General features: G+C 68.9%; 18 protein-coding genes. 10 read left to right on the forward strand and 8 right to left on the reverse strand.

Translation table 11 applies throughout. The annotated features are described in order from the left end of the window. Positions 1-30: 30 nt before the first annotated feature. On the reverse strand, positions 31-1,815 hold the full coding sequence (locus IPG61_09105; protein MBK6734235.1) for a hypothetical protein: 1,785 nt from the start codon (positions 1,813-1,815) through the stop codon (positions 31-33). Then, the gene (locus IPG61_09110; GenBank protein MBK6734236.1) at positions 1,812-3,785 is read right to left on the reverse strand and encodes an FG-GAP repeat protein; all 1,974 of its coding nucleotides are present in this window, start codon (positions 3,783-3,785) and stop codon (positions 1,812-1,814) included. Before IPG61_09110 ends, IPG61_09105 begins: the two co-directional genes overlap by 4 nt. A gap of 166 nt (positions 3,786-3,951) precedes the next feature. Between IPG61_09110 and IPG61_09115 the strand changes: the two genes are divergently transcribed. The 5 genes from IPG61_09115 (at position 3,952) to IPG61_09135 (ending at position 9,350) form a co-directional block, all read left to right on the forward strand. Further along, positions 3,952-4,938 carry a T9SS type A sorting domain-containing protein gene (locus tag IPG61_09115; protein ID MBK6734237.1) on the forward strand — a complete coding sequence of 329 codons (987 nt, stop codon included), beginning with the start codon at positions 3,952-3,954 and terminating at the stop codon, positions 4,936-4,938. A 278-nt stretch (positions 4,939-5,216) separates the two neighbouring features. Continuing rightward, on the forward strand, positions 5,217-5,987 hold the full coding sequence (locus IPG61_09120; protein ID MBK6734238.1) for a hypothetical protein: 771 nt from the start codon (positions 5,217-5,219) through the stop codon (positions 5,985-5,987). A 222-nt stretch (positions 5,988-6,209) separates the two neighbouring features. Then, positions 6,210-7,604, forward strand: coding sequence for a 3'-5' exoribonuclease (locus IPG61_09125; protein MBK6734239.1), 1,395 nt, complete (start codon positions 6,210-6,212; stop codon positions 7,602-7,604). Beyond that, the gene (locus IPG61_09130; GenBank protein ID MBK6734240.1) at positions 7,601-8,692 is read left to right on the forward strand and encodes a hypothetical protein; all 1,092 of its coding nucleotides are present in this window, start codon (positions 7,601-7,603) and stop codon (positions 8,690-8,692) included. Before IPG61_09125 ends, IPG61_09130 begins: the two co-directional genes overlap by 4 nt. Positions 8,693-8,918: 226 nt before the next feature. Next, on the forward strand, positions 8,919-9,350 hold the full coding sequence (locus IPG61_09135) for a hypothetical protein (GenBank protein MBK6734241.1): 432 nt from the start codon (positions 8,919-8,921) through the stop codon (positions 9,348-9,350). 134 nt (positions 9,351-9,484) lie between these two features. Here the strand turns inward: IPG61_09135 and IPG61_09140 are convergent, their stop codons facing one another. After that, on the reverse strand, positions 9,485-11,554 hold the full coding sequence (locus IPG61_09140) for a 5'-nucleotidase C-terminal domain-containing protein (GenBank protein ID MBK6734242.1): 2,070 nt from the start codon (positions 11,552-11,554) through the stop codon (positions 9,485-9,487). A 301-nt stretch (positions 11,555-11,855) separates the two neighbouring features. Between IPG61_09140 and IPG61_09145 the strand changes: the two genes are divergently transcribed. Together IPG61_09145 and IPG61_09150 are read left to right on the forward strand one after the other, a co-directional pair. Further along, positions 11,856-13,019 carry a glycosyltransferase family 1 protein gene (locus tag IPG61_09145; GenBank protein ID MBK6734243.1) on the forward strand — a complete coding sequence of 388 codons (1,164 nt, stop codon included), beginning with the start codon at positions 11,856-11,858 and terminating at the stop codon, positions 13,017-13,019. An 84-nt stretch (positions 13,020-13,103) separates the two neighbouring features. Further along, positions 13,104-13,298 (forward strand): hypothetical protein, encoded by a 195-nt coding sequence (locus IPG61_09150; GenBank protein ID MBK6734244.1) that lies wholly within the window; start codon positions 13,104-13,106, stop codon positions 13,296-13,298. A gap of 6 nt (positions 13,299-13,304) precedes the next feature. On the opposite strand, the gene ppk1 is transcribed toward IPG61_09150, so the two are convergent. The 5 genes from ppk1 to IPG61_09175 all read right to left on the reverse strand — a co-directional run bounded on the left by ppk1 (position 13,305) and on the right by IPG61_09175 (position 21,609). Next, entirely contained in the window at positions 13,305-15,467 is a 2,163-nt protein-coding gene (gene ppk1, locus IPG61_09155) for a polyphosphate kinase 1 (protein MBK6734245.1), read from the reverse strand. Then, a complete protein-coding gene (locus IPG61_09160; protein MBK6734246.1) occupies positions 15,464-16,375 on the reverse strand; it encodes a CHAD domain-containing protein in 912 nt (303 codons plus the stop codon). Before IPG61_09160 ends, ppk1 begins: the two co-directional genes overlap by 4 nt. A gap of 7 nt (positions 16,376-16,382) precedes the next feature. Beyond that, on the reverse strand, positions 16,383-17,885 hold the full coding sequence (locus IPG61_09165; protein MBK6734247.1) for a Ppx/GppA family phosphatase: 1,503 nt from the start codon (positions 17,883-17,885) through the stop codon (positions 16,383-16,385). Between the two features lie 147 nt (positions 17,886-18,032). After that, the gene (locus IPG61_09170) at positions 18,033-19,553 is read right to left on the reverse strand and encodes an HD-GYP domain-containing protein (GenBank protein ID MBK6734248.1); all 1,521 of its coding nucleotides are present in this window, start codon (positions 19,551-19,553) and stop codon (positions 18,033-18,035) included. A 1-nt stretch (position 19,554) separates the two neighbouring features. Continuing rightward, on the reverse strand, positions 19,555-21,609 hold the full coding sequence (locus IPG61_09175) for a hypothetical protein (GenBank protein MBK6734249.1): 2,055 nt from the start codon (positions 21,607-21,609) through the stop codon (positions 19,555-19,557). Between the two features lie 201 nt (positions 21,610-21,810). On the opposite strand from IPG61_09175, the gene IPG61_09180 reads away from it, so the two are divergent. Genes IPG61_09180 through IPG61_09190 form a run of 3 tightly spaced genes read left to right on the forward strand, consistent with a single transcriptional unit; the run spans position 21,811 to position 24,476 of the window. Further along, on the forward strand, positions 21,811-23,469 hold the full coding sequence (locus tag IPG61_09180) for a SagB/ThcOx family dehydrogenase (GenBank protein ID MBK6734250.1): 1,659 nt from the start codon (positions 21,811-21,813) through the stop codon (positions 23,467-23,469). Continuing rightward, positions 23,456-23,860 carry an AtpZ/AtpI family protein gene (locus IPG61_09185; GenBank protein ID MBK6734251.1) on the forward strand — a complete coding sequence of 135 codons (405 nt, stop codon included), beginning with the start codon at positions 23,456-23,458 and terminating at the stop codon, positions 23,858-23,860. Before IPG61_09180 ends, IPG61_09185 begins: the two co-directional genes overlap by 14 nt. A gap of 31 nt (positions 23,861-23,891) precedes the next feature. Then, positions 23,892-24,476: an SRPBCC domain-containing protein gene (locus IPG61_09190; GenBank protein ID MBK6734252.1), complete on the forward strand. Its 585-nt coding sequence runs from the start codon at positions 23,892-23,894 to the stop codon at positions 24,474-24,476. Positions 24,477-24,542 lie beyond the last annotated feature (66 nt).

Below are 24,542 nucleotides of genomic sequence, written 5' to 3' on the forward strand. Positions count from 1 at the left end.
CGAATGCCACAACCCTAACGCCACCCACCCCTACCGCAAGAGCGTCGCCCGCGACGTCGACGTCCCGTACCCGGTGCGCAGCTCAAGCAGGTACACGCCGCTGGGCAGCGGTTTCCCGCGCGCGTCGGTGCCGTCCCAGTGCAGTTCGTTCGGGCCGGCGGCGGCTTCGGGCACCACGAAGGAGCGCACGCGGCGGCCCTGCGCGTCCACGACGTCGAGGCGGGCCGGACCCGCGGCCGGCATCGTGAATCGCAACGTCGTCGCCGGGTTGAACGGATTGGGCCGTGGGGCCAGCAGGACCGCGGCGTGCGGCAGCAGGCCTCCCGGCGCATAGGACGCCGCGCCCAGTTCCGCGAGCAGTGTACCGTCCCCGTCCCAGGTGCGGGCGGTCGTGACCGTGACCACGACGCCTTCGCCGGTGAAGCGCAGTGCGACCTCGGCCGGCGTGTCGTCGGTGCGGGCGAGGGCCAGGCGCAGTTCGCCCGGCTCCCGTCGCTCGGCGCCCTGGAAGCCGGGTGTGGCGGTCCATTCCACGAGGTCGCCGGCGGCCGCGTCCCACCGAGCCGTCACGTCGAAGCCCGCCGCCGCGGCGACGTCGAACCGCAGCACGCCGTCGTCGTAAGTCGCCTCGAGGTGAGTCGCCGCGGCGCCCGCCTTGGCCGGCAACCCGACCGCGCGGGCCAGCACGGCTGCGGCATCGCCGGCCTCGATCTCGGCGTTGCTGTTCATGTCGGCGCGGCAGAACTGTTTCGCGTCGGGGAAGCCGATCCCGGCGGCGAAATTCAGCGTGAGCAGGGCGTCCAGCGCGTTGATGTCGTCGTTGTAGAGCACGTCGCCCTTGGGACAGGTGACGGCCAGGGTCAGGGTGTCGGGGGCGCGCCCATCGACGCGCAGGCCGGCCTCGTCGCGCAGGTCGTTGATCGTCACCACCAGCGGCGTCGACGTTTCGCGCGCGGCCAGGTCGAACTCCACGCCCGCCAGCAACCGCCCGCCGAAGCCGGGATCGAAGCCGGCATCGCTGTACATGGACAGATTCAACCACCCGGGCCCCGACGTGGGGTAGATGGTCCAGCCGGTTGGCGCCCAGTTGGTGACGTCGCCGAAGGTGGCCACGAGCGGATCCCAGGCCAGGTCCAGGTCCACGTACGCCAGGTCAATGGGCGAGCCGACGGCGCGCTTGAGGATATCGGCGACCCCAATGGGCACGGTTGCCGATTCGGTCGGTTCGCCCGCGGCATCGGCAGCCAGGATGGCGATGGCGTTCGGGTCGTTGTTCTCGATCGGGGCCGGCGAGGAATTGCGGGGGTTGACGTAGGCGCAGCCTGGGTACAGGGGCGTCATCGGCTCCCAGTCCGTGGCGCCGCAGCGCCGGAAGTCGAGCCCCGAGCCTGTCGGGCCGGGCGACGAGACGGCCTCGAGGCAGACCGAGGCGTCGTCTGTGTAGGTCAGGACGGTGACGGAGCCGGTCGCCAGTTCCACCAGGCCACGGCCGGGCAGGCAGCCGTCCGTCGCTTCCAGGATGTAGTCGTTGCCCGACCCGATGTTCACCAGGCCGGGCGAAGGAACCACTCCCCCCACCACGTTCGGACCGGCGATGGTGAGCCGGAAGCGGACGGCCTCCACGCTGTCGGGCAGGTCGTACGCCAGCACGTGGATCGGGATGACAACGACGCCACCTATCCAGATGGAGTTATCCTGCATGTATTCGTCGAAGAACACCTGCACCGAGCCGGGCGGTGGCGTCGAGGCCTGCGTCGCTGCGGCCCCGAGCAGCGATGCCAGCATCACGCCGATCATCAGGGTACGCATGCTCACCTCACCACCGTGATGCGGGTCCGCGCGCGCCACTGCGGTCCGCGCGCTTCCAGCAGGTATGTGCCCGAACCGACGTGCCGTCCATCATCGCCCGTTCCGCCCCAGGTCAGTTCGTGTTCGCCCGCCGGCAGGCCGGGCCAGGCGCGCGACCACAGGCGCCGGCCCCTCGCATCGTAGATCGCCAGTTCGGTGGGGCTCTCCGATGGATTGCGCCAGCGCACCCGCGCCTGGGGGTTGCAGGGGTTGGGATAGGCCAGCACCATGGCCTCCGCGGCCGTCGGCAGCGGCGCCGCGGTGGCTCCATCGACGGCGATCAGCCCCGAGTCCCATTCCAGCAGCACCGGCAGCTCGAGCGAGGAATGGGCCTCGTGGGCCATCATCCGCAGGGTGGTGGACGCCAGCACCGGGCCGGCGCGGAAGTGCAGCGTCAGGAATGGCTGCTCGTCCGTGCCGAACGTGGTGCCCGCGAACGAGGTGGCCGCCAGCGTGAGGTCTGGTCCGACCGCGCGACCGGCCACCAGCCATCCGGTGGTGCCCGTCGCCGGCGCGACCCCCGTGAACAGGATCTCGTCGGGGTCGTGGGCCAGCTCCAGGTCCAGCGCCGAGAGGGTCAGCTGGGCCAGGGGATCGTCCGAATCCACCGAGGCGCGGATCGTGACGGCGAAGGTCGAGTCCGCCAGCGCGCGGGCGCTTTCGGCGCGCAGGCGCAGGAAGCGGCGATGCCCGCCAGCCAGCACGCGGGCCCGCCCGCCGTCGCCGAGCGAACGGTCCCCGGCGTTGCCCACCAGCAGTTCACGCCGGCCGTCGCCGTTCAGGTCGGCGATGCTCGTCAACGAGGAGGCGGGGATGTCCTCGATCAAGGTTGCGGCGTCGCTCGTGATCGAAACCGTCCGCCTCAGTTCCGCGCCTGAATAGACGCAGAAGCGCCGGCCGGTGAAGACGTCCGGCGCCGTGACGATGTCCGGGATCCCGTCCGCATCCATGTCGGCGTTGCCGTCGATCGTGCGGAACTCGTCCGTGCTCGTGCCGAAGATCGACGGGCCCGCCAGGGGACCGACAACGGGATGCAGGTAGAAGACGTCGAGGCGCCCCGAGTGCGTCGCCACCCCGCTGTACCACGGAGCCCCGACCAGGAGGTCGCGCCGGCCGTCGCCGTCGATGTCACCACCCAGGCGCAGGTGCTGGCCGAAGCGCTCCTCCAGTTCGCGCCCGGTCAGCACGAAGTCCGGCGTCGTGTCGAACGGGCGGCCGCCGAGGAAGATGGACACAGCCCCGTACTGCCCGCCGGTCCATCCGCAGGAGGCCACGGCGAAGTCGTCGCAGCCGTCGTCGTTGAAGTCGCACAGCGCCGCCAGCCTGCCGCCGAATTCGCCGGTGCCCGTCAGGGTCCAGGCCGGGACCGTTTCGAAGGCGGGGCCGCCCCGAAACACCCAAACTCGGTTTTCATAGGCGGCCCCGTAGAGGATGTCGTCGTAACCGTCGCCGTCGATGTCCCCGGCCCCTGTCGCGTGCGTGCCGCGCAGGTTGCCTGGCGAGGGAATCACGACACGCGTGATCGCCGCGGGCGTGGCCGCGCCAAGGAACAGGTACGCGGCGTACATGTTCTCCGAGGTCACCAGGAAGTCGGCGAAGCCGTCGCCGTTGACGTCGCCGGCGGCTCCCAGTTTCCCCCCGAACAGGGTGGTGCCCGAGGTGTTTTCAAAGTCGACGCGCGTGAAAGTGCCGCCGGGAGCGGCCAGGAAGAGCGAAGCGCGGCCTCTTTGGATCGACGTCCCTGTGGCGTAGGCGTAGGGGTCACCAACGACGAAGTCGCCCAGGCCGTTGCCGTCCACGTCACCGACTTCGCAGACCGAGTTACCGAACGCGTTGTCGTATTCACCTGGCCCGGGCGCGTAGAGCACTTCCCAGGCTCCGGCAGGAGCAACGGCGGCGGCCAGCATAAGGCCCGACAGGAGGATCCGCGGGAACATCTTCCCCTCCGGCGGTTTGGAATATGGATATGCGCCATCGGTACTGATCCTACATGATCATCTGGTCGCGCGCAAGACCCCGCCTGCACCGTGTCGGCCTTGGGCCCCCTTTGTCGCGTCTGGGGCGAGATCGTATGCGCCCATCTGCGACCAGGGAGGCTTCCCCATGTCCCGCAAGCTGCAACGAATTCCCCTGCGAACCGGCCCTCTGCGGCTCCTTGCGCCGATCGTGGCCCTGGCGGCCGCTGTCGGCACCGCCGGCGCCCAGCCGACGAACGTCTTCAGTGATCTGCCCTGCGCGGTCTTCCTCGACCTGCCGGCGCCGGCCGGGTCGGGGACGCCGCTCCTGCCGTTCACCGTGCCGCTCTGTGGCGGGGGACAGGTCAACGTGACCACGCGAAACCATCCGCTGCGGGCCGCGCCGTTTACCGACGACCCCTTCTACACGGGGACCTTCTCCTTTTCGCTGTCGGGCGGGCTCAAGGAACCCATCGACCCGGCGGTCAACCCCGGCGACTACGATGGCCGCTACAAGAGCCGCGGAGCCGCCGGCTGGGACATGCTGCTCGACTTCGACGTGCCGATCGCGTCATTCGGCATGAGCACGATGATGTCCCGGTACTACACCTTGGGTATCAGCGACCGCATGCGACTCTTCGATGGCCCGCTCGGCACCGGCAACCTGGTCGCGGAAGTCTTTAGCCAGGGCAACCCCGTCGCTCCTGTCTGGCACGCCGTGCGCTTCACCGGCTATGACGCGGGCAGCCCCGTCATCCGTTCTGTCGTCATCGACGTGCAGTCGGATGTCGACGGGAATCTCTTCCTCGACGGCCTGGTGTTCGGCCCCGCACAAACCGGCACCAGCGCCGTCGGCGACACGGCGCCGTCCGCGCTCGTCTTCCATCCCGCAGCGCCGAACCCGTTCAATCCCCGCACGACGATCCGCTACGACCTGGCGAACGCCGGCCATGTGCGGCTCGGGCTGTACGACGTGCGCGGCCGCCTCGTGCGGCAACTCTTCGATGGCGAACGACCGGCCGGCGCGCACGCGGTGCTTCTGGACGGAGGTGACCTGGCCAGTGGCATCTATCTTCTGCGCTTGACCGGGCCGGGCGGACAGTCGGCGACTCAGCGTGTGACGCTGGTGAGGTAGGGCGCGGGGGTGGTTTGCCATTGTGCCGGCGCAACTCTCACGAACCCGTGAACTTGCGCCGGCGCAAGTCATCCAGCCGGCCGAGCAGGGGCAGCGGTCGGGAATGTCATTGTCCGCGCTTATTTTGTTGCCGTATAATATCTTAGGCTTTGGGCCGAACTCGTTTGGATCATCGGCGCGAACGACACGGACTATCGCCCTTAGCTGATCTAGTTGCCGGGGGATGCGAACCGAACCATGAGGTCGGTGCCAACGCGGCCCAGCCAAAGGGACACACCATGAAGTTTCTGGCAGTTGCAACACTGCTGCTTGCGGGTGCGGGTTGGGCCGGCGAACTGGAACTCCGTTTGTCCCTGGAATCGCAGACAGTCCCGGTCGATGGTGCTGTCTGCGGCGTTGTCACGTTTGCCAATAGCTCTGACCGTACCAGTGATATCGCTGTCCCATCCATGAATCTGGGCAATCTGTATTTTGAAGTTGATCAGGATGGACGTATCAGGAAGATCGGAAGCCCGCGAGGCGCAATGGCCAAGCCTGGCGTCAAAGTGTCGATTGATTCCGGCGCAAAGGTCAGCTTGCCGTTCTATCTGCTGAGGAACGGGGAGCACTGGTTTGCAGATTCGGGGCAGTTCTCCATTCGCGCCGTGTTCAGCGACAGGAATGCTCAGGTGGGGCCGGCTGAACCGCTAAGATCACCATGGGTACGATTTGATGTCGTAGACAATCCATTGCGGGAAATCTGGCGAGCCAAATGCCAACACCAGCCATCGGTGTATTTTCCGTTCGATTTCCTGATCGATGAAGAAATGACTGACGAGCTTCGCCATTCGGAGTACTTCCGCACATTCGCGCTTTACCAGGGATTCAATTCCGCGGTGTTGACGTACCCGGAGGGGAGGCCGATCGTCCGCGAGCGCATGGTTGCCATTGAATCACAGTTGAAGACCTCTGTGGAGGGCCGTGCCATGTGGGAGCACTTCCGTGATGGCAAGTGCATCGGAAACCGGACGGGTAGCATTACCGGAGATGTCTACGCTGTCTGGCGATGAGGCGAGCACCGGCTGCCCAGGCCAGCGACTCTGTGACTGGCGCCGGCGCAATGATCACGCACCTGCGGGACTTGCGCCGGCGCAAGTGCCTTGGCCCCCGCCGGCGCAAGTCCCCGCCTCCCCACCCGTCTCCGCACTTGGACCCAACCGCTCCCTCCTCTATGATGCCCCCACAGGCCCGACCTGATCCCGACCCCCAGGAATCCAGGAGCCCCACCCCCCATGCGCGAACCCGCCCACCGCCTCATCAAGCGCTCCCTGGTCTGGGCCGGGGTCTGCGCCGGGGCGGGCGCGGCGGTGCTGCTGCCGGACGTGATCCGGGGCCGGCCCCTGTCGGCGCTGCCGCTGCTGGTCGGCGGGGGCACCTTCAGCGCCGCGCTCATCCTCTACTGGCGCAGCTGGCGGGCGGCCGACCGGCTGGGGCGGGGCATCGAGGGGGCCCGCACCGCGGTGCTCAATCTGGTGGCCGACCAGGATGCCTCGGTGCCGAAGAGCCTCGGCCGCCACACGCCGCCCGAAGTCGAGGCGATGCTCGGGTCGCTGTCGCTCTATCAGGACCAGATCACGCGCGAACGCCACGCGCCCGACCGCCGCCTGCTCACGGTGCTGGGTTCGCTGGCGAGCGGGGTGGTCGTCATCACCGAGCAGGGGCAGGTCAGCCTGCTCAACAGCACGGCGCGCGAGCTGCTGGGCAGTGAGCGGGCGCGGGTGGGCACGTCGCTGTTCGCAACGCTCAGTCGCGAGTCGGTGCTGGCGGCGATGGGCAAGGCGCGCAAGGCCGGGCGCATGCTCGAGTCGCTGTTCGAGCGGCTGGACGGGGCCACGCTGCAGGGACGCATCGCGCTGCTGCCCGACGACGAGGGCGCCGTCCTCATCTTCCCGCCCGTCGAACTGGAAGTGCACCGGCCGGGCGTCGAGTTCGACCTGAAGCTGCACGAGGTGCCGCCTTCCATCGAGCCGTTGCACCTTGGTTTGAAGCTCGACGATCTGCCCGTCATCATCCTCGACACCGAAACGACCGGCCTCGACGTGCTGAACGACCGCGTGGTCTCGATCGGCGCCGTCTGCGCCCACGGCCCGCGCCTGTACAAGAGCCGGATGATGGACGATCTCGTGGACCCGGGCGTGCCCATCCCGGCGGCCTCGACGGCGGTGCACGGCATCACCGACGAGATGGTGAAGGACGCGCACCCGTTCCCCGAATCGTGGGCCGACTTCCAGCGCCTGGCCACCAACCGCGTGGTGGTGGGCCACAACATCCCGTTCGACCTGACGATCCTGCGCAGCGAATGCGCGCGCCACGGCCGCCCCTGGGCCGATTTCGTCTTCATCGACACGCTGCGCCTCGCGTCGCTGCTGAACCCGTCGATGGGCCGCCTCGACCTCGAGAATCTGGCGCAGATCTACCAGATCGAACTGTACGGCCGCCACACCGCGCTGGGCGATGCGCTGGTCACCGCCGAACTGTTCCTGCGCATGATCCCGCGCCTGCAGATGCAGGGCTTCGGCACGCTGGGCGCACTGCTCGACTTCCACGACAACGATGCGGTCGACGTGATCGCGGGGCAGCGGGAGCAGGGGTGGATTTTTCGGCAACCGGATGGATTCTGCAAATGAGTCGCGGGCGCAGCGTGAGGGCGCGACTTGCGCCGGCGCAAGTGCTCGTCGTCGTCGCGGTCGTGTCCGCGGCGCTCCTGGCGACGGCCGCGCCGTCCCATGCCTGCGTCTGCAGCAACGAACCGATCACCCGGCTGTTTGCCGACGCCGACGTCGTCTTCGTCGGCACACCCACTGCCTGGCGTGACCCGAACGAAGGCGCCGGCAGCCGCTCCAGTGCCGACCCGATCCACTACACCTTCGACGTGGAGCTGGCGTGGAAGGGTGTCGACACCGACACGTTGACCGTGCTGACGCCCGCCGGCGGTTCCAGCTGCGGCCGCAGCTTCCAGATTGGCGAGCGTTACCTGATCCTCTGCCATCTGCGCGATGGAAGGCCGTGGACCGGCCTCTGCTCGGGGGACGACCTGTTGCAGAACGCCATGGCCGCCCGCTACCTGCTGTCGGCGCCCGTGCCCGTCGTGCCGGGTGCCGAGTGGCCGGCGCTGGGCCGCGACGGGCTGCTGGAGTGGATGCGGATCGACAACGTCGAGGCGAGGTGCCTGGCGGCCTCGCTGCTGACGGGCGAGTACGAGGTTCGCGATCAGTTCGGGCTCTCGGCTGCGGGCCTGGCGGTTGCGGCGCACGCCGCCGCCGTGCCCATCTTCGCCGCCCACGTCGACTCCACCGCCCTGGCAGCGGCGCTGGCCGACCTGGCGCGCGGCCTTCTCAACGATGACCGGGAGCAGAATCGTGCCGCCGGCATTCGCGCTCTCGGCCGCCTGGCTACCGCGCATGAGTTGGGCGCCGTCCTGCGCCACGGCTTCGCCGATCCCCAGGAAGGCCCCCGCGCCGCCGCGCGTGCAGTGATGATGGCGCGCGGCCACGACCTGGCGCCGGCGGATGCCGCTGCCGGCGTCGAGGGGTTCATCGCTTCGCTGGCGACGATCGGCGGCGAGGGCCTGTGGATGGGCGTGCACCAGCTGCGCTACCTGCCCGAGCCGCACGGGCCCGTGCGCGCGTTTGTCGACTCGCTGCTGGCTGCGTCGAGTGACGAGATGGTCCTCCGTATGGCGGCAGAGGTGCGGCGGGAGCTCGGGAATCCCTAGACTGGCCGGCGCCCGAACGGGTCGCGGGATCCGTCCGTTCCTGCAGGCGGTGGCCGACACGGCGACCGAAGATCAGCTCGTGAGAACAGCGCGGGGAGTACTGAAGGGGTTGGCCGACGACTGAAGACGGGAACGGCAAACTTCGTGCGCACGCCGATTTCCGCTGTGGTAAGATCACCAGCGTGGCGGCACTGCCGCACACCCGCCGCCCGGGAGGTCTACCTTCATGAACCGCTGGATCCTGTCCGTCCTGCTGTCTGCCCTGCTCTGGGCGCCGGCGGCCCTTGCCCAACTGACCATCGTCACCGACCAGGCTGCCTACCACGTGGGTGACATCATGTCGTTCACGATCCACAATGCCGGACCTGGCGTGGCGACTTTCGTCTCGGACCCGCCGTTCTCGATCTGGCATGTCGAGTCGGGGGACTGCGTAGACGGTTGCATGGGATTGCCGGTCGTCTGGACCCTGCCCGCCGGCGGTACGATTGCGGTGCAGCGCGACACGGGCGTCGGCCCGGACCTGGTGGGCCACTACGAGATCTCGCTCGCGGGGTCGTCGAGCGATCCGGGTTCGATCCTCAGCGCCGAGTACGAACTGACGGCACCTGTGGCTGTCTCGACGGCGGCGTGGGGTGCGATCAAGGGCCTCTTCCGCTAGGCGGCCTTGGGCCCCGGTCCATGCACCGGCGGCGGCGACCGCCTCCGCCTGGACGCTGAAAAGAGGACAGCCGGATCGCCTGGCGATCCGGCTGCCCGCCTGCGCAGCACTGCTTGCGCAGTACTGCCCTGTGACTACTTCACCAAAGTCATCGTACGCGACAACACGCGCGCCGACGTCTCCAACCGGTACAGGTAGGTGCCCGACGCGGCCTGGATGCCGCCGTCGGTGCGACCGTCCCAGATGACGTTGTGGTCGCCGGCGACCTGGTGCGCAACGACCAGGTTGCGGACGAGCCGGCCCTGCAGGTCGAACACGTTCAGGCGCACCGGGCCGTCACGGTCGAGGCTGAAGGCGATGCGCGTGACGGGGTTGAACGGGTTGGGATGGTTCTGGGCCAGCGCCAGCAGGCGCACGGGCGTGTCGTCGCGGTCCTGTTCGGGCTCGTCCACGCCGGGATCCTCCAGGCCTACCGTGCCGCCGGTCAGGATGCGGCCTTCGCCGGCGGTCGGGTACATTCCGGCCGTGATCGTGCCGCCAAGGCCGGTGACGATGTAGTTGGCCAGCGCCTGCTGGTAGGTGACGCCCATGATCTTCAGCGGGGCGCCGTGGAACGGGTACTGGTCGCCGCCGCGGGCCGAGAAGTCGACGATGGCCATGTTCACGGCCGGGCCGGGAACCACCATGCCGAATTCGCAGATGACCGTCTGCGGTGCGTCCATCAGCACGATCTCGCGGATGCGCGTGCCCGGAACGACGACGTCGCCGGCGGCATTGAGCACCTGCGGCGTGCCGGCGGGGTCGTAGAAGAAGCGCATGCCGGCAATCTGGCCGAAGCGTCCGTCGGCGAACTCGACGCGACTGACGCAGTTCTCGAGAATCTCCTTGAGGTTGCTGCGGCTGACGTCCTCCACCACGCACAGGAAATTCGCGAACGGCAGGATATTGAACGTGTCCAGGGTCGTGATGTCGCCGGCCGGGATCACCGCGTTGTTGCGGATGCCGCCGCCGTTCTGGATCGCGACATCGACCCGCGAGACGCCGTAGTCGCCCATCAACTGGCGCGCCTGCCACAGCATGGCGTCGGCGCAGAGGTTGCCCTCGTTGGTCTCGCGCGTGCGCACGTTGTTGCGGACGCCGTCCAGCGGGACCTCGCTGCTGCCGATGACCTGCGCGGCGAGCGCCGCCGAATAGGCCGCCACGGGCGCTTCGACAGCAGCGGCGATGGCCGTGTCGGGCGTGACGCCGCCGGCCTGCGAGGCATTGGCCACGCGCACCGGGCCGCCCGCGGTGGCGGTCACGTTGCCGGCCGCGTCAAACGTCACTTCCAGGCGGCCCACATAGAAGTAGTTGCCCTGGGTCGTGATGACCGGGATGCTCGCGCCGTCGCCGCCGGTAGCCAGCAGCGGGTAGGGCCCGTAGATCACGTCGCCGGGCACCAGCAGGTCACCCGGGTTGGCCAGCACCTCGCTGCCGCCGCCGCCCACCATCACGTCGACGCCGCTCAGCAGCGGTGCCAGCAGCAGGTCTTCCTGGATGCTCTGCAGATGGCTGACCAGGATGATCTTGTTCACGCCGGCCAGCGTCAGCGCGTCGATCTCGGCCTGCACGGCCGGGGCCACCGCATTGACGATGACGCCGCGCGGGCTGGAGATGTAGGGCAGCCGCTCGGTCGTGGCGCCGATGATGCCGACCTGCTCGCCGCCGGTGGTCACCACGAGCGAACGCACCAGGTCGCCCGACGTGACAAAGGCCTGCAGGCCGGGCTCGCCGCTGAAGTCGAGGTTGCAGTTGACGTACTTCGGGCGGTTGACGTAGCCGGCCATGAACGAGGCCAGCACGTCCGGATTGAAGTCGAAATCGTGGTTGCCGAGGCAGACGGCATCGTAGCCGATGCGCTCCATGACCAGCGTGTCGTAGTAGGGCACGCCGTTGGCAAGGCTGGCCGAGAAGTTCGGCCCGGCCAGGTAGTTGTCACCGCTGGAGACCATGAGCTGGCCGTCGGTCGTCACGCCCGCGCGGAGCTGGTCGAGCTTGGTGACGAAGGCCGCGGCGCCGCCGAACCCGGCGGCCGTCGGCAGCAGCGAGCTCTCGCCGTCGTTGTTGTGGAAAATCGTGAGCGTGTAGGCCCGCGCGCTGCCGGCTGCCGCGCCGAGCGCGGCGAGCAGCGTGAACGCCGCCAGGAACAATCGCAGACTGCGCATGAAGGTGATCCCCCCGTTTGAATCCAGTCTTGCAGAAACGACACTCGGAACCGGGCCGCGATTCGCGTGACCCACGCGCCGATGACGATCCATGGACGCAGGAGTCTAGACGTCGATCGTTAAGGAACGGCGCAGGTCCGGTCAGAAGGCGGTGAAACCCGCGTCTGCACGAAAGCGGTTGCTGACCGTGTCCTGACAGAATCATGACCACGTTCTGATGCTCCCTGCACGTTGCGGACACAATCGTCATCCACAATGGTCGCAGTCCTCCGGTGTCCCATTCCCCGACCAGGGAGCGGTCATGCGCGTTGCGATCTTCGCCGAGACGTTCCTGCCCAAGTGGGACGGCGTCGCGAACACCGTCTGCCATCTCCTCGAATACCTGGCCGCCAACGGGCACGAGTCGCTGATGATCGCGCCGGAAGGGGCGCCGTCGCGCTATGCGGCCACGCCCATCCATGGCTGCCCCTGCTTCGCCCTTCCGATGTACCCGGCGTTGCGCCTGGTCACGCCGCGGCCCGGACTTGGCACGGAGATCCTCGATTTCCGCCCGGACATCGTGCATCTGGTCAACCCGGCACTGCTGGGGATCAGCGGCCTGCACCGGGCCCGCGAGCTCGGTGTGCCCGTCGTCGCCTCGTACCACACCGACCTGCCGGGGTACCTGGAGAAGTACAACCTCACGGCGTTCCGTGATTTCGTGTGGAACTACTTCCGCTGGCTGCACAACCAGGCCGACCTCAATCTCTGCCCGACCCGCTTCATCCGGCGCCAACTGGCTGATCACGGGTTCGAGCGGCTCGAGATCTGGGGGCGCGGCGTCGACAGCCAGGTCTTCACGCCGGAACGCCGCAGCCTCGAATGGCGCCTGAGGCTCACCGACGGGCACGTCAACGCGCCGCTCCTGCTCTACGTCGGCCGCCTGGCGGTGGAGAAGCGGGTCGAGGTCCTGCGTCCCCTGCTCACCGAGTTGCCGGAAGTGCGCCTGGCCATCGTGGGGGACGGACCCGAGCGCGGGCGGCTCGAAGCCCTGTTCGCCGGCACGAACACCGTGTTCACGGGCTATCTGCGCGGCGACGACCTGACGGCAGCGTACGCGGCCGGGGACATCTTCGTGTTCCCGGGGGAGAACGAGACCTTCGGTAACGTGGTGCTGGAGGCGATGGCCTCCGGCCTGCCCGCGCTGGTCGCTTCGCACAGCGGACTCAAGGACCATACCATCAACGGTTGGAACGGATTCCAGTTCGAGCCGGGCAACAGCGCCCAGCTGGCGACGCTGGTGCGGTGGCTCCTGGGCGACACGGAATACCGCGCCCGCCTGGCTGCCAATGCGCTGACCTACGCGCGCGGGCTGACCTGGGAGCAGAATCTCTCCGGCCTGATGGGCCACTACGAAAGGTTGATTGCAGGCCATCAAAGACAGCAGGCACAGCCGATGCAGACGGCCGCCCGCGCCGCGGGATAACTGGCGCCACAGCCCCCCAGGACCTAGAATGGCACCCGGGTCCGGACACCACGTCCAGGACCGGACGGGAGCCGGGAGGTCGAGATGGGGGACAACGGTCGCGCGGCAGAGGCCAGGAAGCTGTGCAAGTGGAAGGCGGGCCAGTACGAGAAGGACCGCGAGCTGCTGCAGGTGATCGTTGCGGAACCCACGCATTTCTGCACCGAGTGCGGGCGCGTGGCATCGAAGAAGAAGTGGTTGTGCGAGCCGGCCCGCCTGGTGAAGGACAAGGACGAGTAGCCCACCTCAGGAACGTGTCGATTCCCCGCCGTCCGGCGCCAGCGGTGTGCCCAGGTGCTGAAGTCGGCCGCGCCCCCGCATCAGGATGTCGTGCGCCCCGCGCAACTCGACCCCTTCGCCCGCCACCAACCGCTCGTACGTGCCGTCGGTCCGCATGCGCCGCGCCTTGAAGTTGTCCTGGCGGTACGACTCCAGGGCGTGGTCGCAGAGGTAGCGCCGGTGCTCGGGTGATTCGACCGGAAAGACCACTTCCACGCGATGGCTGAGGTTCCGCTGCATCAGGTCCGCGCTGCCCAGGTAGACCTCTTCGGCCCCGTCGTTCAGGAAATAGAAGATCCGGCTGTGCTCCAGGTAGCGCCCGACGGTGCTCACGACGGTGATGTTGTCGCTGACGCCCGGCCAGCCCGGGCGCAGGCAGCAGATGCCGCGGATGAACAGTTCCACCCTGACCCCGGCCTGCGAGGCGCGGTAGAGTTGCCGGATCACCCGCGGGTCCACCAGCGAGTTGGCCTTCAGCACGATGTGGGCGCGCCGGCCGGCCACCGCGTGCGTGATCTCCCGCTCGATCAGTTCCTCGAGGCGTTCGCGCAGCGTGACCGGCGCGATCAGCAGCTTCCTGTAGTCCTGCTTGGTCGAGTAGCCGGTCAGGTAGTTGAACAGGTCGGTGGCGTCGACGCCCATCGTCTCGTCGCAGGTGAAGATCCCGATATCCTCGTAGATGCCGGCGGTCACCGGGTTGTAGTTGCCGGTGGCCAGGTGCAGGTACCGGCGGATGCCTTCGCCCTCCCGCCGCACGACCATGGCGATCTTGCTGTGGGTCTTCAGCCCGACAATCCCGTAGACCACGTGCACGCCCACCTGTTCCAGCATGCGGGCCCACCCGATGTTGCTGGCCTCGTCGAAGCGTGCGCTCAGTTCAACCAGCACCGCCACCTGCTTGCCGTTCTCGGCGGCCTCAAGCAGCGCACTGACCACCGGCGAGTTGCTGCCGACGCGATACAGCGTCTGCTTGATGGCCAGCACCTGCGGGTCGCGCGCGGCCGCCCGCAGGAACTCGACGACCGGTTCGAACGAGTCGTAGGGGTGGTGCAGCAGGATGTTCCCGGCGCGGATGGCGTCGAACACGTCAGCCGTCTGGGGCAGCTTCCGGAGCGGCTTCGGGATAGAGGGCCGGTAGGGCGGGAACTTCAGCTCGTGCCGCTCCACGGCGTTGTAGACCTGCCACAACGCGCTCAGGCCGAGCGGGCTCTGCATGACGAACAGGTCGGAAGCGCGCGCCTCCAGGTTCTCGAGGAGCAGTTCGCGCACGCTGGCCGGCATGTTCTCGTAGATTGCCACCTGCACCACCGAACCGAACTTCCGGCGCCGGATGCCCTGCTGCATCGTCTCGAGCAGGTCGTCGGCCTCGATCTCCTGGATCTCGATGTCCGCATCGCGCACCACGCGGAACGGGTGCGCCGAGACGACCTCCATGCCCGGGAAGAGCGGCGCCAGGTTCGCCTCGATCACCTGCTCGATCCACACGAAGTAGTGGTGCCGGGGCAGCGTTCCGTCACGGCGCTCGCCGCCCGACGACCTGCGCAGCGGCACCAGCCGCGGCAGCGTGTCCGGCACCTTCAGCCGCGCGAAGCGCTCGTTCCCCTTCGGGTCGCGCACGACGATGGCAAGGTTCAGGCTCAGGTTCGAGATGTGTGGAAACGGGTGGCCGGGGTCCACCGCCAGCGGCGTCAGGACCGGGTGGATCATCTCGCGGAAATAGCTGTCGGCGCGGGCCCGCTGCGTGGCGTTCAGGCGCGCATAGTCGAGGATGTGGACGCCTTCACGACCCAACCGGGGCAGCAGCTTGCGGCGCAGGAAGCCCTGGGCCGTGGCATACAGCTCGATCGAGAGCCGGCGGATGGCGGCCAGTTCCTCGCGCGGCGTCATGCCCGCGGGAGTCCTGGCTACGATGCGCGACAGGACCTGCCGGCGGATGCCGGACACGCGCACCATGAAGAACTCGTCGAGATTCGAGCCGAAGATGGCCAGGAACTTGGCGCGCTCGAGCAGCGGGTTCCGTTCGTCCTGCGCCTCTTCGAGCACGCGACGCTGGAACTCGAGCAGGCCGAGCTCGCGGTTGATGTACAGCCGCGGGTCATCCAGGGCCGGTACCTTGGTGGAACGGCTCATTGCGGGCTACTCCGCCGACGCGGGCGCCTGGCCAGCCAGGGAAACGGCTTGTCGGGCGCCGGGCGCCAGAAGGCGGCGAGCGCGCGGCGATTGGCCAGCCAGTCGTCGATGGCCTCGGCGCGAAGGCGCGTGTAGAAGGCCAGGGCCGGCGCCGGGTCGAACGTCTCATCCAGCGCGGCGCACTCGCGGGTCAGCGCGAGGAACGTCTCGGCGTCCTGCACGCGGCCGACGATCGTCTGGTAGGTGTGCAGCCGGGCCGGATAGTCGGCCGGCAGCGCCGGCAGCGCCGTGTACACGATTTCGAACCGGTACCGGAACTTCTTGAAGGCCAGGCGCACCTTGTGGATGCCGGCCGTGTCCTCGGGGCGCGCGGCGACATCGAGCCGGCACACGCGGGCGAAAGCCTCGTCCACCGACGTAAAGGGGTCGAACCCGGGGGCCGGCTTCGCCACGCTCTTGTCGACCTGCGCCCGCAGGCGCTTCAGGCGGTCCTTCAGCTTCCGGGTGTCGAAGGTGCGCGCGTCGCGGCGGGCCTTCCGGAGCAGCTCCTGCTCCTGGGTCAGCAACCGTTCACGCAGGGCCAGGATGGTCGGCTCCTCGCGGGCGTGGTCGTCGAGCCGGGCCTGCATGGCCTGCGTGTCACGCAGGTCGTCGAAGCCGTCGATCAGGTCCTTCAGCTGCCGGCGCGCCCGCGACGGCCGCTCGGATCCGGTCAGGAGCTGCGCCACCTCGACAAAGGCGATGAGTCGCCGCGCCGCCACCCGCAGGTCGTGGACGGCCGCTTCCGAAAAGTCCTCGCGGCAGGTCTTCAGGCGCGCGATGAAGACTTCACGACGCTGGTCGAAGGCGTCGAGAAAGACCTGTCTGGCTTCGGTCCGGCCCGTTTCCGTCTGGTCGGCTTCCGTCATGACCACCTCACGCGATCGCCAGTTCGACGCCGAAGACATCCTGGAACAGCATGCGCCGCTTGGTCAGGGTCCACTTCTCGAGCGCCAGGTCGCCTTCCTCTTCGAGGACCAGCGTCCACCGCGACTTGGCTCGCTGCAGCGTCACGCGGCGCACGCGCCCGGCGTGCCCGGTGTCGATGCCGTCGGCCAGGCGCAGGAGCGCGCACAATTTGTTGACGAGCAGGCGGTCGCGCGGCAACAGGGCCTTGAAGTGGCCGTGCTCCAGCGTGGGCGCCGTCTTGCGGTGGTAGCGGACGATATTGGCGACCACGGCCTGCTGCCGCTCGGACAGGCCGAACAGGAAGCTGTTCTCGAGCAGGTAGTGCCCGTGCCGGTCATGATCGATGGCGTTCACGAAGTAGCCGACATCGTGGAGCAGTGCCGCCACTTCCAGCACCAGCCGATCCTCGGCGCCGAGGCCGTGGAGCGGGGCGGTCTGGTCGAAGATCTGCATGGCCAGGTCGGCCACCACCTCGCCGTGCTCGGTATCGAGCTCGTACTTCTCGCCCAGGTGCCGGGCGGAGGACCACACCTGCTCGCGCCGCGGCGGGCGCGGCGACGCCTGAGCCGCGAGATCCCACAGGAGGCCGTCCTTGAGCCCCACACCCGGGATCAGCACCTCGCGCACGCCGGCCGTGCGCGCCAGGCTCTGCAGCACCACCCCGGCCGGCATGATGACGTCGGCGCGATCCGGACGCAGGTTGAACCGCGCGGCGCGCTCGGGCGCGGTCATGCCGCCGAGCAGTTCGACGAGCTCGGCGAGATCCTTCAGCGTGATCATTCGCGCCGACTCGCGGCGGAACAGCTTCTTGGCGAGCTCGCCCATCTCCTCGATGTTGCCGCCCGTGCCGATGCACAGGTCGACACCCTGCCGGCCGATCTCGTGGTCGAGCCGTCGCCGGGTCGCCCCCGCGTACTCCTTCACCATGCGATTGAAGGATGGTCGCGAGCGTCCCTCGGCGGAGAACTTCTGCAGCAGGCGCACCGTGCCCATGCGGTAGCTCTCGGACGAGACGATGTTCTCGCCCTCCGTGAGCGTCACCTCGACGCTGCCGCCGCCGATGTCGATCAGCATGGCCCGCCGGTCGCGCAACTCGACAACCTTGCTGACCGCCAGGTGGATAAGGCGGGATTCCTCTTCGCCGCTGATGACCTCGACCTGGATGCCGGACTCGCGGGCGATGCGGTCGACCAGCACATCGCTGTTGCGGGCCTCGCGGAGGGCACTCGTGGCCACGGCCCGCAGGTCGGTCACCATCAGGTCGGCGGCGGATTTCTGGAAGCGGACGAAGGCGTCGGTCGCCGCCTGCATCGTCGGCTCGGTGATCTGGCCCTGCGCGAAGGCGTCGGCGCCCAGGCGCACGGGGGCACGCACGGAACTCAGGTTCTGCACCTGGCCGTCCGGGCCCAGGCGGGCCACGGCCATGCGGATCCCGTTCGAGCCGGCGTCGATGGCGGCGATGTTCTTCACGGGTGGCCCCACCGCTTTCCGGTGTGTCGCAGGATCTGCCGGTGGAAGATACTATTCAATATAAGGCCGCGGCGCGTGTCCAGCCGCCGGGCGGCAATTCACCGAATATTTACATTTGATACGTTCCGAGGGGCAGGCGGCGGCGCCCTAGCGGGTCGCTTCCGAGAACACGTCTTCGATCGACCGCGGGCCGCCCTCTTCCGGATCGGGTGCCGCCGCCACCGGATTGCCGTCCGCGTCGATGTTGACCGACAGGAAGTCCGCCACTTCCAGCTTCCTGTTGTCGTTCAGGTCGATCAGGAACTGGTCGTCGCGCTCGAGGCGGCGACCGGTCTTGTCCTTCGTGATGCGCACCAGCGGGCTGTCCCACTTCGCGCCGCGCGCGGTCACGTAGCCGCGGCTGCCGTCGTTCAGCACCACTTCGCTGCCCGGCGGGTACAGGCCCACGGCGCGGATCAGCGCCACCAGCGCGTTGGGGTTGAAGGCCGTGCGGTCCTTCAGGATGATCTCGAAGGCGCGCCGCGGCGGCATCGGGTTCTTGTAGGGGCGGGCGGCGGTCAGCGCCTCGAACACGTCGCAGACCTGGATCAGCCCGGCGATGGGACTGAGCACGGCCCACTTCGGCATCTTCGGGTAGCCGCCGCCGTCGTGGCGGATGTGGTGGCCCCAGGCGCCGGCCACCACGAGCGGGCTCACGTCGGGCCGCGCCATCAGCAAGCGGGCTCCGATGTCGGCGTGCGACTCGGCCAGCTTGCGCTCCTCGGCGTCCAGCTTGCCCGGCTTGTAGAGGATCTCGTCCGGCACCTTGGCCTTGCCCAGGTCGTGCAACAGGCCGGCGCTGGCCAGTTCGCCCAGCATGTGCTCGGGCCAGCCCATCTCGCGGCCCACCGTCAGCGCCAGCGTCGACACGCGCACCGAGTGCCCGATCGTGTAGCTGTCGTAGTCCGGGTACCGCATCAGGTTCATGATGTCCATCGTCTCGCGGTCGGCCTTGACCTGCAGCTGCTCGCTCACCGTCTGGGTGCGTACGTAGTCGAGGTCCATGTCGCGGTTCACGGTGGCCTGGTTGGCAGCCACGGTATCGTACATCGACTGGAAGATGGGCAGCAGCGGCGCCAGGTCGTTCTGGATGGAGCGGCCCAGCCCGCCTTCGCCGTCCTCGTCGTCCTCCGAGAAGTCGAACTGGATCAGCGACGGGTCCACCGTCGAGAAGTCGATCTGGTCGACGGACTGGCCGGCCTCGGCCTGCCGGAAATGCGGCGTCAGCTCGATCAGGCGGATGCCCTCCGCGCGCAGCATCGCCATCGATTCGTCCAGTGAGCCCGTGCGATCGCGCAGCCCGGCCGCCAGGCGGAAGAAGGCGGCCACCTCGTCGGCCGTCACGTGCTGCTGGAACAGGAAACCGCCGCAGCCCAGCCGCTCGGCGAACTCGATCAGGCTGCGCCCGGCGATCGAAGGTCCCACCAGGAAGCGGCCGTCGCGGATGAACTTGCCGTTCAGCACGCCGAAGAAGAACGCGCTCTCGTTCGACTCGCGCAGCAGGCTGTCCAGCTTGGCCGCGAAGTCGCGGCCGAGCGTCTTCACCTTCGGGTGCGCGTCGAAGTACAGGCGGCGCTGGTTGATGCCGCTGGACAGCAGGATGATCAGGTCGCTGAACGTCGTGGTCACGTCATGGCTCCTGCTGCGGCGTCGCGTCGTCGTCGCCGGGGTTCTTTTCGGCCTTCGCGGTGCCCTCGTCCCGGACCTTCGCCACCCCTTGCGCACCCTGGAGTTGCTCCAATGCCTCGCGCGCGGCCTCGCGCGCCTCTCCCGGCCACACCGGGATGAACAGCCAGCGCCTGTCCTCGACGATGTCGCGCAGGATCTCCTTCGCGCCGCCCACGCGCAGCCGGCTCAGCCACGCGATGGCCCCCGGCACCCACGGCAGCGCCAGTTCGCTGTCGTCGAGCCGCGTGACGATGCCGCGCAGGTAGCGGCCGGCCTGGTCGGCCAGCGCCGTCGTGACACGCTCGCCCACGCCCTGGTCGAGCATGGCCTGGTAGAGCTTCACGTGGCCGCGGTCGTAGTGGCCCAGCGACGACAGCAGCTGCGACACCAGCGGGTGGGCATCCTGGATGGCCAGTCGCGTCAGCAGGCGCGGCCCGAATTGCTCGCTCAGCGACGAGCGCAGCAGCAGGCGGTACACCGGGTAGAGCAGCGGCGCCGGCGCGTCGAAGATGTCGCCGTCAGCCGTCTTGTCGCGGAGCGCCGGCAGGGTCTCCAGGCGCGCCAGCAGGTCGAGTCGGTCGCGCGTGTCGAGGTCGGTCAGCTCGCTGTACAGCTGCAGGCGGCCGGTGTCGTCATCCCAGGCGATGCCGAGCAGCATGTCGTTGATCAGGAACGGCCAGGCCGCCTCCTTGTGCTCCTTGTCGAGCAGGCCTTCCCAGACGGCCAGCCACAGCCAGCCCAGCTTCTCCGGCCGCACCAGCCGCATCGGCTCCAGCAGCGTGCGCGCCAGTTCCGCCGTGCGGTCGTTCCACCCCTGCTGGAAGGCCGAGCGCAGCGCATCGCGCGCCACTTCCAGGTCGCGCAGCGAGTAGTTCTCGTTGGAGACCATCGTCTCCATGAGGTGCATCACGTAGCCGGTCAGCTCGGCCGACGGCGCCGAGGCCAGGATCTGGTAGCAGATGCCCAGGCAGTCGGCGTTCGTCTGGGCGTTGAGGTCCTCGATCGGCTTCACGGTGGCCGTGACCTCGTCCACCAGCTCGCCCAGCTGGGCGCGCGTCATCGTGTAGACGACCGGCGTGCGCTTCACGCCCTTCGGTTTCGGCCGCCCCTCGAGCAGCGGGCGCGACTCGCCCTTCACCTCGCGCTCCACGCGCAGCCGCTGGAACGCCAGCTCGACCAGTTCCGCATCGCCCGTCAGGTCCAGCGCCTTCTTGGCGTGGCCCACCAGCGACTCCAGCACCATCGGGTCGGAATTGGTCTCGGCCAGCCGGTCGATGATGTCCTTCATCGCACGGATCGCCGCATCGGGAATCCACTCGCCCAGCGCCTGCGTGATCTTGTCGATGGGCGTCTCGTGCAGCCGCTGCAGCTTCGTCGGGTCGGCGCCCGTCATGATGCCGCGCACCACGGCCAGGAACTCGCGCTCCAGGTGCTGGCCGTCCGGCGTCGCCACGAGCAGCGCATCGGGAATGGTGTTGGGGTCGAAGGCGTCGATGTTCGGCCGCGTGCCGCCGCTGCCGACCAGCTTGTGGCGCATCTTCACGTAGAGCTGGCGGCTGGTCACGCGCACCGAGGCCGGCAGTCCCGTCACCTCGATGGTGCGGTAGGTGCGCGACGAGCCCAGTTCCGACTGCTGCTTCTTCAGCACGAGCAGGGCCGCGTGCAGATCCTCGGCACTGGCGGCGGTGTCGATCTCGAGCAGCGCCACGTCGAGCGGCATCAGCAGCTTGTGCAGGCGCTTCGCCTCGCGGCTGTCCGCCGCCGCGAACGATGGGCCCATCGTCAGGCCCGGTTCGTTCACCTCGATGGCGGCAATGCCCTGCGGCCCGGCCGCGAGCACGACGGCACGATGGGCGGCGGCCGCCACTTGGCGGTATTTTTCATGTCCGGGCGGATAGTAGGAGCCGACCGTCAGCATGCGGTCCAGCGCCACCAGCAGCTCGGCATGCTCCGGCGCCAGCGACGGTGTCAGGGCACCGTCGGCGGGCGAGTCCGGGGTTTTCGTAGTCGACGACAAGGCCAGGCCCTCCCGGGTCTGTCACGGTTCCGCGCAATGGATCGACCGGAAATCCGGCTGTTTTACTCAAATTCTTGCGAATGGATCACGTTATCAACGGCGGTCGGTCCGCCGGCCGGGGATCCGCCCGAACGGCAGAGGTTGGCCCGCAACCGCCGGAAACGACCGGTAGCGACCGGAAACGACAGGAAGCACCCCGCCATGACCACCGCCCGGGACACGGTCCGCCAGTACCACGAGGCGACGAAGCACCATCCCCACCGCTATGCCCGCTCGCTGGGCTGGCTGGACTGGGCCAACCAGCCCGACCCGTTCCGCCGGTTCGCGGGGGCGCCGGTGCGGTTGCTGCCGCCGGCCGGCGTGGCGGCGGCCGTCCCCACCTGGGATGCGGTGCGCGCCGGCGCGGCAGGCGCGCCCGTGGAAGTGACGTCTGCCTCACTCGGCGATTTCCTCTTTCACAGCCTGGCCCTGTCGGCCTGGAAGCAGGTGCGCGGCCCCGGCGGCGAGGTTGCCTCGCGCTGGGCGCTGCGCGTGAATCCCTCGAGCGGCAACCTGCACCCGACCGAAGGCTGGCTCATCGAAGCCGACGGCGTGCACCACTACGCGCCCGATCGCCACGCCCTGGAGTTGCGCGGCGTGTGGGGGGATGGCCCCGGCGAACGCTTCGATCCTGCGACCGCCGGGCTGCCCGCCGGCTCGTTCCTGTTCGCGCTCACCTCGATCCCGTGGCGCGAGGCCTGGAAGTACGGTGAGCGCGCCTTCCGCTACTGCCAGCACGACGCCGGCCACGCGCTGGCCTGCGTGGGCCTGGCCGCGGCGCGCCTGGGCTGGACGGCGCGACGCCTCGAAGGTGTCGGCACCGGCGAACTGGCCGCCCTGCTGGGACTCGACACCCGCGACGAGCACGAGTTCGAGCACGCCGACGCGCTGCTCGCCGTGGTCCCCGGCCCGTGGCCCGGCGGCAGCCTGCGCGTGAAACCGCCGCTGCCCGCGCGATGGCTGGGCACGGCGAACCGGCTCAGCGAGAGCCACCATCCGTGGCCGGTCATCGCGGCGATGGTGCAGGCGGTGGAGGCGCCGGCCGAAGCCGTGTGGTCGGCGCCGACTCGCGCCGGCGCAAGTGCTGGTGGCGCGATGACGGCCACAGTCACCACCCCCGACCGCACCCTCGACGCCTCGACCCTCATCCGCGCCCGCCGCAGCGCCGTGGCCATGGACGGCCGTACCACCCTGTCGGCGCCCGCGTTCTTCCGCCTGCTGGCCGCGCTGATGCCCGCGCCCGAAGACCCGGTGCAGCGTGCGACCGGGCCGGACATCGACGTCTCGGTGCTGCTGCTCGTGCACCGCGTCGACGAGGTGGCGCCCGGACTCTACCTGCTCTGCCGCGCGCCCGATCACGAACCGGTTCTGCGCGCGGCGCTGCGCGCCGACTTCACCTGGAAGCGCCCGCCCGGCTGCCCGGACAGCCTGCCGTTGTTCCACCTGGGCACGGGCGACCTGCGCGAAGCGGCGCGCCAGGTCAGCTGCGGGCAGGAGATCGCCGCCGACGGGGCTTTCAGCGCGGGCCTGCTGGCGCGGTTCGATGCGGCGCTCACGCAGCGCGGCCCCTGGGCCTGGCCGCGCCTGTTCCAGGAGACGGGCGCCGTGGGCCAGCTGCTCTACCTGGAGGCCGAGGCGGCCGGCCTGCGCGGCACCGGCATCGGCTGCTTCTTCGACGACGAGGTGCACCGGGCCATCGGACTGGTGGACCCCAGTTGGCAAAGCCTCTACCATTTCACGGTGGGCGGGCCGGTGGACGACCCGCGGCTGCAGACCGGGCCGGCCTACGTGGACGAAGCCGAAAGACATGACCATGACTGACGACGAACGCCATGACAACGCGTCGCCGCCGCCTGCGCGTCGCGAACTTCCCGAGGCGCCCGATCCGGCCCGCGTCGAGGACCTGCGCCGTCGCCTGCGCCGCGACCAGCGCGAGCGCGGGGGCGGTCCCGTCGGCTTCAAGCTCCCGAACGTGCCGGCGAACGAGGAGGCGGGCCGCCGTGCGCGCGACATCGGCGCCTACACCATCATCCCGATGATGCTCCTGGCGGGGCCGGCCATCGGCTACCTGCTCGGCCTGGGCGCCGAGCGCGTGTTGGGCGGCAAGCCGTGGCCGTCGCTGGCCGGCATGTTGTGGGGGCTGGCGGCCGCGTTCCGGCAGATCTACCTGATCCTGAAGAATCGCGGCGAACAGTCGCGCCGGGGAAACTGAGTTCAACCGCTTCCGGGGAAAGGAAGTTCCGATGCGCCCGTTGACCCTTCGCGTCGCAACCAGAGTCTTCTGCCTGGCCGTGGCGCTGTCCGGCCTGATGGTCGTGAATGCGACGGCAGCCGCCCTGCCCATCGACCCGACGCTCTTCGATGCGCGCGGCCCGCAACTGCGCTCGTTCACGAAGGAGATCGAGATCGCCGTGCCGGCCGCCCGCGCCTACGCCCTGTGGACCGACGCCGCGGCCTGGCAGCAGCTGATGGACCCGAGCGGCCGCGCCAACCTCGACCTCGAGATCGGCGGCCGCTACGAGTGGCTGTTCGACGGGAAGATCGGCAGCAACGGCTGCCAGGTGCTCAGCTACATCCCCGACCGCATGGTCAGCTTCACCTGGAACGCGCCGCCCGACCAGGCCACCCGCGAACGGCGCACCTGGGTCGTCGTCGAGACCGAGGCGCTGACGCCCGCCACCACGCGCGTGCGCCTGACGCACCTGGGCTTCGGCCAGGGCCCCGACTGGGACATCACCTACGCCTACTTCGACAACGCGTGGGGGCGGGTGCTGCCGCTGATGAAGGGATCGCTGGAGACTGCCGGCAAGCAGGACGCATCGCGCTGACTTATCCAAAGCGAAGCCCCGGCCGTCTCCGGCCGGGGCTCCCCGGGAGTTCTCCTCCCAATTCGT

It is taken from the genome of bacterium (genome assembly GCA_016703265.1).
In the GTDB taxonomy this organism is placed as follows: Bacteria; Krumholzibacteriota; Krumholzibacteriia; order LZORAL124-64-63; family LZORAL124-64-63; genus CAINDZ01.

Coding starts and splice junctions, on each gene's coding strand:
- ppk1 (MBK6734245.1), bottom strand. CDS start 15,467: ATGAGCCGTTCCACCAAGGTACCGGCCCTGGATGACCCGCGGCTGTAC.
- IPG61_09150 (MBK6734244.1), top strand. CDS start 13,104: ATGGGGGACAACGGTCGCGCGGCAGAGGCCAGGAAGCTGTGCAAGTGG.
- IPG61_09125 (MBK6734239.1), top strand. CDS start 6,210: ATGCGCGAACCCGCCCACCGCCTCATCAAGCGCTCCCTGGTCTGGGCC.
- IPG61_09140 (MBK6734242.1), bottom strand. CDS start 11,554: ATGCGCAGTCTGCGATTGTTCCTGGCGGCGTTCACGCTGCTCGCCGCG.
- IPG61_09180 (MBK6734250.1), top strand. CDS start 21,811: ATGACCACCGCCCGGGACACGGTCCGCCAGTACCACGAGGCGACGAAG.
- IPG61_09115 (MBK6734237.1), top strand. CDS start 3,952: ATGTCCCGCAAGCTGCAACGAATTCCCCTGCGAACCGGCCCTCTGCGG.
- IPG61_09190 (MBK6734252.1), top strand. CDS start 23,892: ATGCGCCCGTTGACCCTTCGCGTCGCAACCAGAGTCTTCTGCCTGGCC.
- IPG61_09145 (MBK6734243.1), top strand. CDS start 11,856: ATGCGCGTTGCGATCTTCGCCGAGACGTTCCTGCCCAAGTGGGACGGC.
- IPG61_09130 (MBK6734240.1), top strand. CDS start 7,601: ATGAGTCGCGGGCGCAGCGTGAGGGCGCGACTTGCGCCGGCGCAAGTG.
- IPG61_09160 (MBK6734246.1), bottom strand. CDS start 16,375: ATGACGGAAGCCGACCAGACGGAAACGGGCCGGACCGAAGCCAGACAG.
- IPG61_09135 (MBK6734241.1), top strand. CDS start 8,919: ATGAACCGCTGGATCCTGTCCGTCCTGCTGTCTGCCCTGCTCTGGGCG.
- IPG61_09185 (MBK6734251.1), top strand. CDS start 23,456: ATGACCATGACTGACGACGAACGCCATGACAACGCGTCGCCGCCGCCT.
- IPG61_09120 (MBK6734238.1), top strand. CDS start 5,217: ATGAAGTTTCTGGCAGTTGCAACACTGCTGCTTGCGGGTGCGGGTTGG.
- IPG61_09110 (MBK6734236.1), bottom strand. CDS start 3,785: ATGTTCCCGCGGATCCTCCTGTCGGGCCTTATGCTGGCCGCCGCCGTT.